The following is a 13,794-nucleotide window of genomic DNA, read 5'->3' on the forward strand; positions in this document are numbered from 1 at the left end:
GGTGGGGCGCTACGCCCTGCTGGTCGCCACCGGCGAGTACGAGGACGTCCGGCTGAGCCGGCTGCGCGCCCCGTCGCAGGACGTGGAGCGGCTCGCCGCCGTGCTGGCCGACCCCGGCGTCGGCGGCTTCACCTCGGTCGAGGTGCTGCGCGACCGGGCCGACCACGAGGTGCGGCGCGCCGTGGAGGAGCTGCTCGCGCCCCGCACCCCCGACGACCTCGTGCTGCTGTACTTCTCGTGCCACGGGCTCACCACGCCCGCGCGCCGGCTGTACTTCGCCACCGCCAACACCGTGCAGGACCGCCCCGCCGGCACCGCCGTCCCGCGCACGTTCGTCAACGAGCAGCTGGAGGACTGCCGCGCGTCCGGGCGGGTCCTCGTCCTCGACTGCTGCTTCAGCGGCGCGTTCGTCGAGGGCTTCAAGGCGGGCGAGGCCGACGTGCTCGGCGACCCGGGCTCCGGCTACGTGGTGATGACCGCGTCCAACGCCTACGAGTACGCCTTCGAGCAGGACTCGCTGTCCCTCGACGCGCCGCGGGCCTCGCTGTTCACCGACGTGCTCATCGACGGCCTGGCGAGCGGCGGCGCGGACCTCGACGGCGACGGGTGGATCGGCGTCGACGAGCTGTTCCGGTACGCGCACGACGGGGTGCGGGCGCGCCGCGCCGACCAGACCCCGCAGTACTTCGCGCACGGCGCGTCCGGGGCGCTGCGCATCGCCCGCGCGGGCGGGGCGCCGGTGCGGTCGGAGCGCCGCGCGGCGGCCTACACGTCCGGCCAGCTGCTGGTCGCGCGCGGTTTCCGGGCCGCGGCCGGGCCGGTGTGCCGGACGCTGGGGCCGATGGGGCGGCGCGCCGTGGTGTTCGTCGACCGGCGGCCGGTGGAGCTGGGCGACGCCTCCGCCATCGCCGCCGCGTTCACCCCGGACGACCCGGCCGACTCGCTGGGCGCGTCCTACGTGCGCGAGCTGGTGGACGACGTGCGGCGGGAGGCGGGCGACGGGGCCGCGTCCGCGGTGGCCGTGGCCCGCGGCGCGCTCGACGGCCTGGTCGGGGCGATGCGCGACGGCCACGACCCGGTGCGGCTGCTGCGCGGCGTGGAGGCCGCCGCCGCGCGGGCCCTCGACCTCGTCGCCGAGGCCGCCCGCCCGCTGGAGGAGGCCGACGTGACCGCGCTGGCCACCGCGTCGGCCGGCGACCCGGCCATCGGCGAGCTGGTCGGGCGGGCGGTGCGCGCCGTGGGCCGGCGCGGACCCGTCGTGGTGGAGGCGGGCACGGGGGCCGAACCGGACTTCGAGGTGACCCGGGGCCTGCGCCTGGACCGGGGGCACGCGTCCGGCGCGCCCGTGCGGCACCCGGTGCTGACCTCGCCCGCCGTGGTGCTGGTGGCGGGCCGCCCCTCGGTCGAGCTGGTGCGCGGGCTGGTCGACGTCCCGGACCGCCCGCAGCTCCTCGTGCTGTGCGAGCTGGTCACGCGCGCCGTGCTGGCCGAGGTCGCCCGCCTCGCCGAGGAACGGCCCCTCGCGCTCGTCGCGGTGGCCGCGGACCTGCTCGAACGGGCGCGGGCCGTCGTCGGCGGCACGGTCCTGGACGCCCGCCTGCCCGCCTCCGCGTCCCCGCTGGCGTTCGGCCGCGCGGACCGGGTCCTCGTGACCGCGCACGACACCACGATCCTCGGCGGCGCGGGCGTCGGCAGCTACTCGGCGGCGGTCGTCCACGCCCCGGCGACGACCGCGCCGCTCGTGGAGCGCGCCGTGCGGGCGGTGCGCACGGCGGCGTTCCACGGCGTCGTGCGCGGCGGCGGCGCGGGCCTGCGGGCCCTCGGCGACGCGCTGCTCGCCGAGGCCACCGGCACCGCCGAGGAGGTCGCGGGGTGGCGGGCGTTCGCGCGCGCCCTGGGCGAACCGGCCGAGCGGATCGCCGAGAACGCCGCCCTCACCGTCGCCGACCTCGACCCGACCCTGCTCGACTCGGCGGGCACGGCGCACGCCGTGGTGGCCGCGGCGGCGCGCACGGCCACCCGCTTCCTGCTGGTGGGGTGATCCTTCGGCGGTGGATGAACATCGTTCACACCAAAGCGTGAAACGGTCGGCGACGGCCTAACGCGCGGGGCCGTCGCGCCGAGAACCAGGTGTCAGGACCGGCCGCCGGACGGCGGCCGACCGCACGTGGTGGGCGGCGGCCCGCGCCTGTCGCCGCCCACCCGACCCGGTCCACCGGGTCGGGGAGCCGGGGAGCCGGGGAGCCGGGGGGCTACGGCAGCCAGGACACGTGCCCGCGCAACGCCGTGTACCCGACGAACGCGACCACGTCGAGCAGGGTGTGCGCGAACACCAGCACCCACAGCCGGTTCGTCCGCTGCCACACCCAGCCGAAGACCAGGCCCATCACCACGTTGCCGACGAACCCGCCGAACCCCTGGTACAGGTGGTACGACCCGCGCAGCACCGCGCTCGCGACCAGCGCCGTGCCGCCCCGCCACCCGAGCTGCCGCAGCCGCGTGATCAGGTACCCGACGACGAGCACCTCCTCGGCCCACGCGTTGCCCGCCGCCGACAGCACCAGCACCGCGCTGCGCCACCACGCCTCGTCCAGCACCGCCGGCTGCACCGCCAGGTTCAGCCCCAGGTTCCACGCGACCAGGTAGAACACCAGCCCCGGGATGCCGATGACGGCGGCCAGCCCGAGGCTGCCCAGCGCGTCCGGCCCGAGGCGCGCGCGGTCCAGGCCCAGCGCCCGGAGCCGGATGCCGCCCCGCCACAGCAGGTACAGGCCCAGCCCGCCCCACGCGGCCAGCTGCACGACGCCCAGCAGCTGCGCGAGCAGGTCCAGCAGGTCGAACCGCGCCTGCGGGACGTTGATCGCGACCTTCTGCTCGTTCAGCGGCACCGGGTTGAGCAGGCTGTCCAGCAACCGCACCAGGCTGCGCGCCCCGGACAGGCCGAGCGTCACCGCGAACACGAGGAGCAGTTCGACCCGGTAGCCGGTGCGCTCCCGGGCGTCGAGGGGTTCGATCACCCGCGCAACGTTAACCGCGCCGCGCCAGGAACGGGCACCCCATCAGCCTGCGCAGCTCCACCGACAGCTCCTGCGCCGTGCCGACCGGGCGGGAGAACGCGATCCGCACGTCGTGGTCCTCCTCCGCCATCTCCACCCGCAGCCGCAGCCCGAACCGGTCCAGGCCCAGCGGTCGCACGTGCCCGCCGCGCAGGTGCTCCGGCAGGTGCCCGGCGAGCAGGCCCACGACGTCGCGGTGCGACAGCTCCAGGTGCCGCAGCCAGTGGTCCTCGTGCGCGGCGAACGGGTCCGGCTCGGCCTGCGCGAACAGCTCCGGCCGCAGCGACGTCGTGCCCTCCGCGTCCGCCAGCACCAGCGACGCCGGGGCGAGCACCAGCGCGCTCGCGCCGTGGCCCACGTCCAGCAGCCTCGGGTCGGGGCGCTCCTCGGCGACCTCCAGGCACGCCGCGCGCGCCTCCTCGGGGTCGAGGGTGCGCAGCCACCCGGTGATCCACAGCAGGCCGCGCACCGGCTCGCGCAGCGGCACGGGCGCGTGGTCGGCGACCTCCAGCACCGAGGTCAGCTCGGTGCCGCGCGCCGCCCCGACCAGCGGGTGCTCGTCCGGCAGCACGATCGTGGCGCTCCCCGACGCGTGCACGTGGTGCAGCGCCGGCGTGACCCGGTTCTCCGTGCCGTCCGACGGCAACAGGGCCGCGCGCCCACCCCGGGCGGCGATGGTGCGCGCTCGCTCCGCCGGGTGCGGGGCGGGCGGTCGACGTGTCTCGTTCACCGCTCACCTCCCAACTTAGGGGAGCCTAACTTGATGGAGCCCGTCGGCGGAAGTCCCACGTCGGCGCACCGCAGGGTAAGGGCTCCCGCCACCGTGCGCCGGTTGGCCGATCCCGTCCGGGTGACGGTCGCCGTAACCTGATCAGCGCCGGGCGGACGCGGGCCGGGGAGGTGGGCCTGGTGGTCGTGCCGAGCGCGCCGTCCACCGAGGGCGCGGCCCTCGACGACCGGTGGACCCGCTACTGCCTGGAGATCGCCGGCCGGCGGGCGTTCTGGTGGGTCGTCCTCGGCGCGGCGGCGTTCGTCCTCCAGCTCGTCCTGATCTTCGCGCTCGACGTGACCTCCGCCCTGCCGCTGCTGCTCCTCGCGTTCTCCGCCCTGGTCACCGGCATCGGACTGGCCCGGCGACCGTCGCTGCCCCGCGAACTGGGCCACCACGCCTGGGTCCACGTGCGCGTCCACTGGCGCGCCGGGCGGCTCGTCGTCCACGGCGAGCACCCCGTCGTCCTCGACGTCAGCGCCGGCCCCCTCGTCCGGGGCCGCATCAGCAGGCACCGCCGCGCCTGGGTCGTCGCCGCCGACGGCGCGGGCAACGCCGTCGTCACGTTCCGCGGCGTGCCCAGGCTGTTCCCCGCCCGCGTCGTGCGCGCCTGAGGTTTGCTGATCGTCTTCCCGGCCGACCCCGTGGGTGACCTTCTGGTTTGCTGGGAGCAGTGGTGGGCGAAACGTGGGTGCGCAAGTGCCTGACCGGTGCTGACCGGCGGGCGGTGGGGTTCATCGGGCTCGCCCTGGTGGCCGTCGTCGTGCTGTGGCTCGTGTCCGAGTGGCTCGGCTCGCGCTGGGTCTTCGTGCTCACGCCGCTGTGCCTCGAACTCGCCGTGCCCGGCCTGCGGCACTTCCTCACCCGCCGCAGCCTGCGGCGACTGCTGGAGACCTACCCGCGGCACGCCGTGCCGGTGCACTTCGTGCCCGGCCGCACCCGCGTGGGGCGGCAGACCTACCTGGAGACCGCCGGCTCCGACCGCACGTTCCTGCGCCTGTGGGAGATCCCGGAGCGGGTGCGCGAGAACATCCGCCGCGGCGGCGAGGTGTGGATGGCCGGACCCGACCCGCGCGGCCGGGCCGCCGTGCTGACGCGCGGCGCGCCGTTCCTCACCCTGGGCCGCGTGGTCATCCGCTGAGGGTTCCCCCGACGGGTTCCCCCGACCGCGTGAATTTCGGCCGGGTGGATTCCGGCTGCGCGGATTTCGGCCGCGCGGATTCCGACCGGGTGGATTCCGGCTGTGCGGGCTACCGCCCCACGGCCATCCCGCCCCGCTCGGCCCAGGCCGCGACGTCCTCCCGCCTGATCGCCGTGGCCAACAGGTCCGGGAAGCGGTCCGGCGTGCAGGCGAACGCGGGCGCCCCCAGCTCCGACAGCTGCGCCGCCAGCTCGTGGTCGTACGCCGGCGTGCCGCTGTCCGACAGCGCCAGCAGCACCACCACCGTCACCCCGCCGCGCACCAGCTCCCGCACCCGCCGCCGCAGCTCCTCCGCCACCCCGCCCTCGAACAGGTCGCTGATCAGCACCATCACCGTGTCCGTCGGGCGGCGCACCAGCGACTGGCCGTAGGCGACCGCCCGGTTGATGTCCGTGCCGCCGCCCAGCTGCGTCGAGAACAGCAGGTCCACCGGGTCGTCGAGCTGCTCGGTCAGGTCCACCACCTCGGTGTCGAACACCACCAACCGGGTGTCGACCGACTTCAGCGAGGCCAGCGACGCGCCCAGCACCGCCGAGTACACGACCGACTCGGCCATCGACCCCGACTGGTCCACCAGCAGCACCACGTCCCGCAGCGACGACTGCCTGCTGCGCCGGCTGTTGCCCACCAGGTCCTGCACCACCACCGTCCGCTGCTCCGGCTGGTAGTGCCGCAGGTTGCGCCGGACCGTGCGGTTCCAGTCCACGTCGGACAACCGCGGCCGGCTCGTGCGGCGGGAGCGGTCGACCGCCCCGTGCACGGCGGCCAGCAACCGCTCCGCCAACCGGCGCTCGATGTCCTCGACCACCTTCCGCACCACCGCGCGGGCCGTGTCGCGGGTGCGGGCCGGGATCGCGCCGGACAACGACACCAGCGTGCCGACCAGCGACACGTCCGGTTCGACCCCGGCGAGCAGCTCGGGCTCCAGCAGCAGCTGCCGCAACCCCAGCCGCTCCACCGCGTCCCGCTGCATCACCTGCACCACGGAGCTGGGGAAGTACGTGCGGACGTCCCCCAACCACCGGTGCAGCACCGGCGACGACCCGCCCAACCCCGCGCTCCGCTTGCCACCGGCCTCGGGCGCGTCACCGGGAGCCCCGCCCCCGTACAACCCGGTCAACGCCGAGTCCCGCCGCCGGTCGTCCTCGCCCAACGCCCCGAGATCCCCGGCCGCACCCCCCAGCAACAACCGCCACCGCCGCAACCGCTCGGTATCGTCTTCGCTGGTCACGGTGCTGCCCCTTCACTCATCCGGGTGATCAATGTACGTAACCGCCATCTCGCCCATCGGTTAGAAACGAAGAGGAACCCCCGACCACCACCCCCGCCACCCGCTCCACCCACCCACCCGGCCCAATCACCCCGCCGCCCCTGCCGCCCCAGCTGCTCCCGCCGACCCCGAGCCCGCTGCCCCTGCGGACCGCGAGAGGAGACCCCGGACGTGCTCCACCAGCCGCCCGGCCACCGCCCCGTCCCAGCCCCCGCCGGAACGCCCGCCGAGGCCCGCACGCCCGCTGCCCCCGCTCGCGCCCGACGCGCGGACCCGGTCGCCGAGCATCCGCCGCTCCGCCGGGCTGAACTCCGCCACCGCCCGCCGCAGCAGCGGCACCGCGGCCTCGAAATCGGCCCCGGTCAGGCCGGACAGCCACCCGTCGACCACGGCGAACAGCCGCGGGTCCGCCGTGAGCAGCGCCGCCGACCCGCGCAGGAAACCGGCCACGAACGCCGTCGCCCCCGCGCCGGCCGACGCGGCCGAACCGCCTCCCGTCGCGCCGGACACCGTGCCCGACACCGCCCGGTGCAGGCGGACGGCCACGTCGTCCGACGTCATGACCCCCGCCTCCCACAGCAGCCGGGTCGCCCGACCGCTCGGCAGGCCGTGCGCGTCCGGCATCGCGGCCAGCGCCCCCAGCGCCCGCCGCCACGTGTCCCGGTGCTCGTCGTCGGCCGCCAGCCGCACCGCTTCGTCCGCACCGTCCACGGCCCGCAGCGCGCGCTCGGCCGTGTCGTCGTCCACCCCGCGGCACGCCACCGGCAACCCCACCGCGCCCCGCGCCAGCAACCCGTGCAGCGCGACCCGCAGCAGGTCCGGGTCCGTGCCGCGGACCGAGCCGTAGCGCACCGTCGCGGCCAGGTCCGGCAGCGCGGCGAGCAGCTCCACCGCGTCCGTCGCCGCCGCCGCGCAGCGGTCCAGGGCCCGGCGCGCCGCGGCGACCGCCTCGGGCACCTCGCACCCCACCGACCGGCTCAGGGCCTCGGCCGCCCCCACCACGCGGGTCGCCGCGTCCGCGTCCGCCACCAGCACCCGCCGGGCGGCGGCCTCCACCGTCGTGCCGTGCCGCGCGGCGGCGGCCAGGGCGACCTCGAACTCCGGCCGCCAGTGCAGCCGCCACGCCTCGGCGAACGTGCCCAGCCCCCGCGTCGCGTCCGGCACCCCCCACGGCACGCCCAGCACGTCCAGGCGCCGCAGCAGCTTCGAGCGCTCGCGGTCGGTGTCCTTGCGCAGGTCCAGCCGGAGCTGCCGGGCCTCCGCCGCCGGCGGCAGGCGCAGGCGCCGCTGCAACCGCGCCAGGTCGGCCGCCAGGGGCGACCTGGGCACGTCCGCCCCGACCTCGCCGAGCCGCTCCCCGACCACCAGCCGCTCGCGCACCAGCCGCAACGGCGTCTCGTCGCCGCCGCACAGCACGGCCAGCGCCGCCTCCATCACCTCCGACAACCCGGGCGACGGCCGCCCGCGCAACGCGCCCAGCGCGTCCGCCAGCCGCACGGCCTCCACCGCGCCCGCCGTCGACGCCGGCAGGTCCTCGGCCCGCAGCACCCCGCACACCCGCGCGAACCACCGCGCCACGGCGTCGCCGCGCTCCGCGCACTCCCACAGGTGCGCGTACCAGCCGGGCGACGCCACCCCGGCCCCGTACCCGGAGTCGGCCGCCAACCGCCCGTGGCTCCACGGCACCCACGTCCCCGACACCTTCCGCCGCGGCAGCCCCCGCAGCGCCGCCGCGTCGACCGACGCCGGACCGAGCACCCGCAGCGCGGGCACGTGCCACGCGCCCGCCACCACCGCGACGGGCCCCGGGAACTCCTTGAGCGCCTGCCGCAGGTTCTGCCGCATCGCGGCCTCGCGGAGCAGCGTCCGCTCGTCCACCTGGTCGGCGAACTCCTCGCGCAGCGCGCCCATCGCCTCCGCCACCGCCTCGGCCAGGTCGGTGGGGTCGCGGTGGTGCTCGACCACGTCCTCCCACCACCGCTCCGGGTCGTCGAACCCGGCCGCCTCGGCGAGCACCCCCAGCGGGTCCGTCACCGCCCGCGGCGGCTCCGCCGCGGACTCGCCCAGCGTCACGGCCGCCGGCAGGTCGAAGAACCGCACCGGGACGTCGTGCGCGCGCGCCCACACCACCGCCCGCCACTCGGGCGAGAACTCGGCGAACGGCCAGAACGCCGCCCGCGCCGGCTCCGCCTCGTCGTGCAGCAGCAGCGCCACCGGCGGCACCAGCCCCGGCACGTGCCCCAGCAGCGCGTCGCCCTCCGGCGGCCCCTCGACCAGCACCACCTCGGGCCGCGCGGCCTCCAGCGCCGCGGTGACCATGCGCGCCGACCCCGGCCCGTGGTGCCGGATGCCGAGCAGCGCCACGCGGTCCGGCAGCGGTCGGTCCATCAGCCCACCAGGTCCCGGCACGCCCGGTACAGGTCGCGCCAGTCGGCGCGCTCCTTGACGACCGCCTCCAGGTACTCCTGCCACGCCGCGAGGTCCGACACCCGGTCCTTCACCACGGCCCCGAGCAGCCCGGACGCCAGCTCGTCGGCGGTGATCCGGCCGTCGCCGAAGTGCGCGGCCAACGCCATGCCGCTGGTCACCACCGAGATCGCCTCGGCCGTGGACAGGCTGCCGCTGGGCTTCTTCAGCTGCGTCCGGCCGTCCGCCGTGGACCCGCCGCGCAGCTCGCGGAAGATGCGCACCACCCGCCGCACCTCCTCCAGCGCGGGCGGTTCGGCGGGCAGCTCCAGCGCCCGGCCGAGCTGCGCCGCCCGCGCCAGCACGATCTCCACCTCGGCGTCCTCGGTCGCCGGGGGCGGCAGCACGACCGTGTTGAACCGCCGCGCCAGCGCCGACGACATCTGGTTCACGCCCCGGTCCCGGTCGTTCGCGGTCGCGATCACGGTGAACCCGGGCACCGCCTGCACCCGGATGCCCAGCTCCGGCACCGGCAGCATCTTCTCGGACAGGACCGTGATGAACGAGTCCTGCACCTCGGCGGGCATCCGGGTCAGCTCCTCGACGCGCGCCACCGCGCCGGTCCGCATCGCGGTCATCACCGGGCTCGGCACCAGCGCCGCCTCGGACGGCCCCTCGGCGATCAGCCGCGCGTAGTTCCAGCCGTAGCGGACCTGGTCCTCGCCGGTGCCCGCGGTGCCCTGCACGACCAGCGTGGAGTCCCCGCTCACCGCCGCCGCCAGGTGCTCCGACAGCCACGACTTCGCCGTCCCCGGCACGCCCACCAGCAGCAGCGCCCGGTCGGTGACCAGCGTGCCCACCGCGACCTCCACCAACCGCCGGTCGCCCACGTACTTCGGCGTGATCACCGTGCCGTCCGGCAGCGTGCCGCCCAGGACGTAGGTGACCACGGCCCGCGGCGACATCCGCCAGCGCGGGGGGCGCGGCCGGTCGTCCGCCGCGGCCAGGGCCGTCAGCTCGGCGGCGTACTGCTGTTCCGCGGCGGGCCGCAGCACGGTGTCGGTCACGGGCTCTCCTCCTGGTGGTTGAACGCCTCGCGCAGCCGCATCCGCAGCCGCAGGACGTCGAGTTCGACGGTGTGCTCGGGCCAGCGGTCGGTGATGCGGTCCCAGTGCGCGCCGAGCACCTCGGCGTCACCGCGCGCCAGCAGCACCGCCGGCGGCCGTCCCGCGCGCCACCTCGGGTCGCGCATGGCCGCGTACCGCTCCAGCAGGTCGGCGGTCGCGCCGGGGCCCCACGGCGCGGGCAGCTGCGAGCACGCGTGGTCGAGCAGGTCGTAGTTCCACTGCCGGGACACCTCGACCACGGTCCGCGCGGCCAGGTCGGCGGGCAGCCCGGCGAGCATCTCCAGCTGCTCCATGCCGGTCAGCGACCGGGTCGCCGCGACCGCCCACGGCCGGGCGTCGACGGCCAGCCGCAGGTTCTGCGCCACGCCCCGCAGCAGCGCCGACGCCCACGGCCCCTTCGCCAGCTCGGCCGCCGCGCCCGCGTCGTCGGTGTCGAGGCGGCTCGTCCAGTGGGACGGCGGCACGCTCGCCGCCGCACCCCGGACGCGTCCGGTCACGCCGGTCTCGGAGCCGTCCTTGAGCAGGTCGCGGGCCTCCTCCGGGTCGGGGGACAGCTCGGTCCACAGCTCGTCGTCCTGCACGTCGAAGCCGTCGTCGGTGAACCACAGGCCGCGGTGCAGGCGTTCGGCGGCGCGGCCGGCGAGGGCCGAGCCGGGCAGGGTGCGCAGCAGCCGCAGCGCCTCGTCGTGCACGCCGATCGCCCGGTCGTCGAGGGCGTGCTCCAGCAGCGGTTCGTCGTCCGGGCCCAACCCGGCCTCCAGGGCGCTCACCAGCACCTGCCGGTCGGTGGCCCGGCGCTGGGCGTCGAACCGCGCGGCGACGAACGCGCGCGTGCCCGCCGGGTCGCGCGTGCGGGCCCGGCGCAGCGCGGCCGGCCGGGAGGCGCCGGGCAGGTCGAGCGCCTGCTCCAGGTCCACGTCCTCGTGCACGGTCCCCGTCGCCCACGCCCACGCGGGCCGCAGCCCCGCCAACCAGCGCCCGCGCGCGCCGAGCACCGCGGTCACCGCGGCCCGCAGCCCGGGGTGGACGGTGCCGAGCCCGAGGAGGGCGGGCAGCTCGCGGGGGTCGGCGGTCACGCCGGACGTGCGGGCCAGGCCGCACCACTCGGTGAGCAGCACGTGGTCGTCGAGGGCGAGGACCTGCGCCAGCACGTCCCGCGCGGCGGCCCCGGCGCGCACGTCGGCGGACGCGGGCGCCGGGGCCAGCAGCGGCCCGTCCACGGCGGGCGGCAGCCACGCCCCGTGCGCCGCGACGCCCAGCGCGGCCATCCGGTCGAGCAGCGCGGCCGGTGTCGTGCCCGCGCGGTGCGCGCCGACCAGCGCCGCCTGCACGGTCTCGTCCCACTCGGCGGCGAGGTCCGCCGGCGTGCTCCCGCCCCCGGTCACCCCGGCACCTCCGGCGCCCCCGGTCACCCCGGCACCTCCGGTCACCCCAGCACCTCCGGCGCCCGGCCCGGTCCGGCGACCGCGCCCAGCCGCAGCGCGTGCCCGTCCCACAGCCCCCACGCGTCGAACGCCGCCCCGCCGGTCACCGCCAGCGCCCGGTCGAGCGCGAGGTCCGCCCGCACCGGCAGCCCGTGCCCGGTCCCGTCGACCAGGTGCCCGGTGTCCCCGGTCAGCCGCACCGCCGCGCACCCCAGCGGGTGCAGCCTCTGCCACGGGTCGGCGCGCAGCCACCCCTCCAGCCCGGCCAGCGCCTCCCGCCACGACCCCGGCGCGCCCACCACCCCGTCCGCCGCCGGCCCTCCCGGCTCCGGTGACACCTCGCCCACCGCCACCCGGTGCGGCGGCGCCCCGGGGTACGGGTGCAGCACCCCCCGCACGCGCACCCCGTGCGCCAGCGCCGGCACCGGCGCGGCCCCGCCCCCCGCGTGCCGCACCGCGACCACCCAGCCGTGCGCGCGCCCCCACACCCACTGCCGCACGGTCCGCACCCGCCCGTCGTCGGACTCCAGCCGCAGCAGCGGCACCCAGTGGTCCGCCCAGCCGGGGCCGGCGCGGACCTCCTCCTCGGTCACCGAGAACCCGAGCCGGGGGCGCACCACGTCCGCGAACCCCGGCGACTCCGCCAGCGCGGCCAGCAGGTGCAGCCCGCCGAGCCGGTCGGCCGCGTCGTGCGCCCACGAGGGCCCGCCCGCCGCGACGACGCCGCGCACCTCGTCCACCGCCGACGCCAACCCCGGTGCCTGCGCGTCGACCATCCTGGCCTCGGCCGAGCGCCACCACGCGGCGTCGCGCGACGGCAGCCCGGCGATCCCCGAACCGGCCACGTCGGCCAGCCAGTCGGTCAGCCCGGCGACCCCGGCGCGCACCGCGTCCCGCCTGGCCAGGGCCGTCTTCTCGCGGGCCCTGGCCCGCCGCCGCACGGCCTCCGGCGAGTCGTCCACCACGACCGCCCCGGCACGCCGCGCCAGCCACTCCGCAACCCACCCCGGCGCCTCGCCGGGCGGCAGCGGTTCGCGCGCGTCGCGCAGCTGGAGCGCCAGCGCGTGCTTGCACGGGAACTTCCGCGACGGGCACGAGCACTTCGCCGAGCGGTCACCGAGGTCGACGCACACCCGGTACGGGGTCGCGCCGCTGCCCGCGCACAGGCCCCACAGGGCGGTGTCGTCGCGCCCCGTGCCGTGCCAGCCGGAGGACCCGGCGAGCCGGGTGGCGGCGCTCGCCACCTGCCCGTCCGGCGCCGTGCCGAGCAACGTCCGCACGTCCATGCCGGCAGACGTTAGAGGTAACCACCGACAGCGGGGCGATCAGCCGAGGTCGGGTCCCCGCCGCGACCACGACCAGGCGTACGCCGGGTCCTCGGAGGCCAGCGCCGCCTCGCCCAGCTCCAGCGGGCGGAAGGTGTCCACCATGACCGCGGTCTCGTCGAAGTGGTCCACCCCGAGGGACGCCTCCACGGCGCCGGGCTGCGGGCCGTGCGTGCAGCCCGACGGGTGCAGCGACAGGGACCCGACGCCGATGCCGGAGCCCTTGCGGGCCTCGTAGTTCCCGCCCACGTAGAACATCAGCTCGTCGGAGTCCACGTTCGCGTGGTTGTAGGGCACCGGGATCGCCAGCGGGTGGTAGTCGACCTTGCGCGGCACGAACGAGCACACCACGAAGTTCGGACCCTCGAAGGTCTGGTGCACGGGCGGCGGCTGGTGCACGCGGCCCGTGATGGGCTCGAAGTCGCGGATGTGGAACACCCACGGGTAGAGGCAGCCGTCCCAGCCGACCACGTCGAACGGGTGGTGCGCGTAGGTGAGCCGGGTGAGCCCGGCGCGGTGCCTGACCAGCACCTCGACGTCCTCGCCGTCGACCAGCAGCGGCTCGGTCGGGCCGCGCACGTCGCGCTCGCAGTACGGCGAGTGCTCCAGGAACTGGCCCTTCGCCGACAGGTAGCGGCGCGGCGGCCCGACGTGCCCGGTCGCCTCCAGCACCAGGAGGCTCATCGGCGAGCGCGGCACGACCCGGTAGGTGCACGAGGTGGGCAGCACGACGTAGTCGCCCTCGGCGACGGCCAGCGCGCCGTAGACGGTCTCCACGACCCCGTCGCCGGCCTGCACGTACAGCAGCTCGTCGCCCGTCGCGTTGCGGTAGAGGGGGCTCGGCGCGGTGGCCGTGACGAAGCCGATGACGACGTCGGCGTTGCCGAACAGGGTGCGCCGCCCGGTGACCGCGTCCGCGCCGTCGTCCCAGGTCAGCTGGGGGGTGCGGAAGTGGCGGGGCTTGAGCGGGAGGTTGGGCGCGAGGGGCCCGCGGTCCTCCTCGACGGTCACCGCGTCGACGATCGCGGTGGGCAGGTGGCGGTGGTAGAGCAGCGCCGAGTCGGCCGAGAAGCCCTCGACGCCCATCAGCTCCTCCGCGTACAGACCCCCCTCCGGGTCGCGGAACTGCGTGTGGCGCTTCCGGGGGATCTCACCGACCTGGCGGTAGTACGCCATCGTCTCACTCCGGGCGTTCGATAGTCGGACATCTTTGTTC

11 protein-coding genes are annotated in these 13,794 nt (G+C 76.8%); 3 read left to right on the forward strand and 8 right to left on the reverse strand.

Features of this window, described 5'->3' with window-relative positions:
• Window position 1: 1 nt before the first annotated feature.
• Window positions 2-2,041 carry a caspase, EACC1-associated type gene (locus tag ACRAKJ_RS00530; protein WP_438919574.1) on the forward strand — a complete coding sequence of 680 codons (2,040 nt, stop codon included), beginning with the start codon at window positions 2-4 and terminating at the stop codon, window positions 2,039-2,041.
• A 211-nt stretch (window positions 2,042-2,252) separates the two neighbouring features.
• Here the strand turns inward: ACRAKJ_RS00530 and ACRAKJ_RS00535 are convergent, their stop codons facing one another.
• The gene (locus ACRAKJ_RS00535; RefSeq protein ID WP_438919573.1) at window positions 2,253-3,017 is read right to left on the reverse strand and encodes a CPBP family glutamic-type intramembrane protease; all 765 of its coding nucleotides are present in this window, start codon (window positions 3,015-3,017) and stop codon (window positions 2,253-2,255) included.
• A gap of 10 nt (window positions 3,018-3,027) precedes the next feature.
• Window positions 3,028-3,786 (reverse strand): DUF2470 domain-containing protein, encoded by a 759-nt coding sequence (locus ACRAKJ_RS00540; RefSeq protein ID WP_438919572.1) that lies wholly within the window; start codon window positions 3,784-3,786, stop codon window positions 3,028-3,030.
• A gap of 179 nt (window positions 3,787-3,965) precedes the next feature.
• Here ACRAKJ_RS00540 and ACRAKJ_RS00545 point away from each other — a divergent pair, with 179 nt between their 5' ends.
• Complete coding sequence (locus ACRAKJ_RS00545) at window positions 3,966-4,439, forward strand: hypothetical protein (protein ID WP_438919571.1); 474 nt, start codon at window positions 3,966-3,968, stop codon at window positions 4,437-4,439.
• A gap of 62 nt (window positions 4,440-4,501) precedes the next feature.
• Window positions 4,502-4,966 (forward strand): hypothetical protein, encoded by a 465-nt coding sequence (locus ACRAKJ_RS00550; protein ID WP_438919570.1) that lies wholly within the window; start codon window positions 4,502-4,504, stop codon window positions 4,964-4,966.
• A gap of 109 nt (window positions 4,967-5,075) precedes the next feature.
• Here ACRAKJ_RS00550 and ACRAKJ_RS00555 read toward each other — a convergent pair whose 3' ends face one another.
• The 6 genes from ACRAKJ_RS00555 to ACRAKJ_RS00580 all read right to left on the reverse strand — a co-directional run bounded on the left by ACRAKJ_RS00555 (window position 5,076) and on the right by ACRAKJ_RS00580 (window position 13,754).
• Window positions 5,076-6,257, reverse strand: coding sequence for a VWA domain-containing protein (locus ACRAKJ_RS00555; protein ID WP_438919569.1), 1,182 nt, complete (start codon window positions 6,255-6,257; stop codon window positions 5,076-5,078).
• 126 nt (window positions 6,258-6,383) lie between these two features.
• Window positions 6,384-8,684 (reverse strand): DUF5682 family protein, encoded by a 2,301-nt coding sequence (locus ACRAKJ_RS00560; RefSeq protein ID WP_438919568.1) that lies wholly within the window; start codon window positions 8,682-8,684, stop codon window positions 6,384-6,386.
• Window positions 8,684-9,769 carry an AAA family ATPase gene (locus ACRAKJ_RS00565; protein WP_438919567.1) on the reverse strand — a complete coding sequence of 362 codons (1,086 nt, stop codon included), beginning with the start codon at window positions 9,767-9,769 and terminating at the stop codon, window positions 8,684-8,686. Before ACRAKJ_RS00565 ends, ACRAKJ_RS00560 begins: the two co-directional genes overlap by 1 nt.
• Window positions 9,766-11,214, reverse strand: a complete 1,449-nt coding sequence (locus tag ACRAKJ_RS00570; RefSeq protein WP_438919566.1) for a DUF5691 domain-containing protein — start codon at window positions 11,212-11,214, stop codon at window positions 9,766-9,768. The genes ACRAKJ_RS00565 and ACRAKJ_RS00570 overlap by 4 nt, the downstream gene beginning before the upstream one ends.
• 41 nt (window positions 11,215-11,255) lie before the next feature.
• Window positions 11,256-12,539: an SWIM zinc finger family protein gene (locus tag ACRAKJ_RS00575; protein WP_438919565.1), complete on the reverse strand. Its 1,284-nt coding sequence runs from the start codon at window positions 12,537-12,539 to the stop codon at window positions 11,256-11,258.
• 39 nt (window positions 12,540-12,578) lie between these two features.
• The gene (locus ACRAKJ_RS00580; protein ID WP_438919564.1) at window positions 12,579-13,754 is read right to left on the reverse strand and encodes a homogentisate 1,2-dioxygenase; all 1,176 of its coding nucleotides are present in this window, start codon (window positions 13,752-13,754) and stop codon (window positions 12,579-12,581) included.
• Window positions 13,755-13,794 lie beyond the last annotated feature (40 nt).

The organism is Saccharothrix sp. DSM 118769 (assembly GCF_052936295.1).

What these genes read in the sequence shown, in the direction of transcription:
- ACRAKJ_RS00560 (WP_438919568.1), bottom strand. Translation starts at nt 8,684, where the DNA reads ATGGACCGACCGCTGCCGGACCGCGTGGCGCTGCTCGGCATCCGGCAC.
- ACRAKJ_RS00575 (WP_438919565.1), bottom strand. Translation starts at nt 12,539, where the DNA reads ATGGACGTGCGGACGTTGCTCGGCACGGCGCCGGACGGGCAGGTGGCG.
- ACRAKJ_RS00580 (WP_438919564.1), bottom strand. Translation starts at nt 13,754, where the DNA reads ATGGCGTACTACCGCCAGGTCGGTGAGATCCCCCGGAAGCGCCACACG.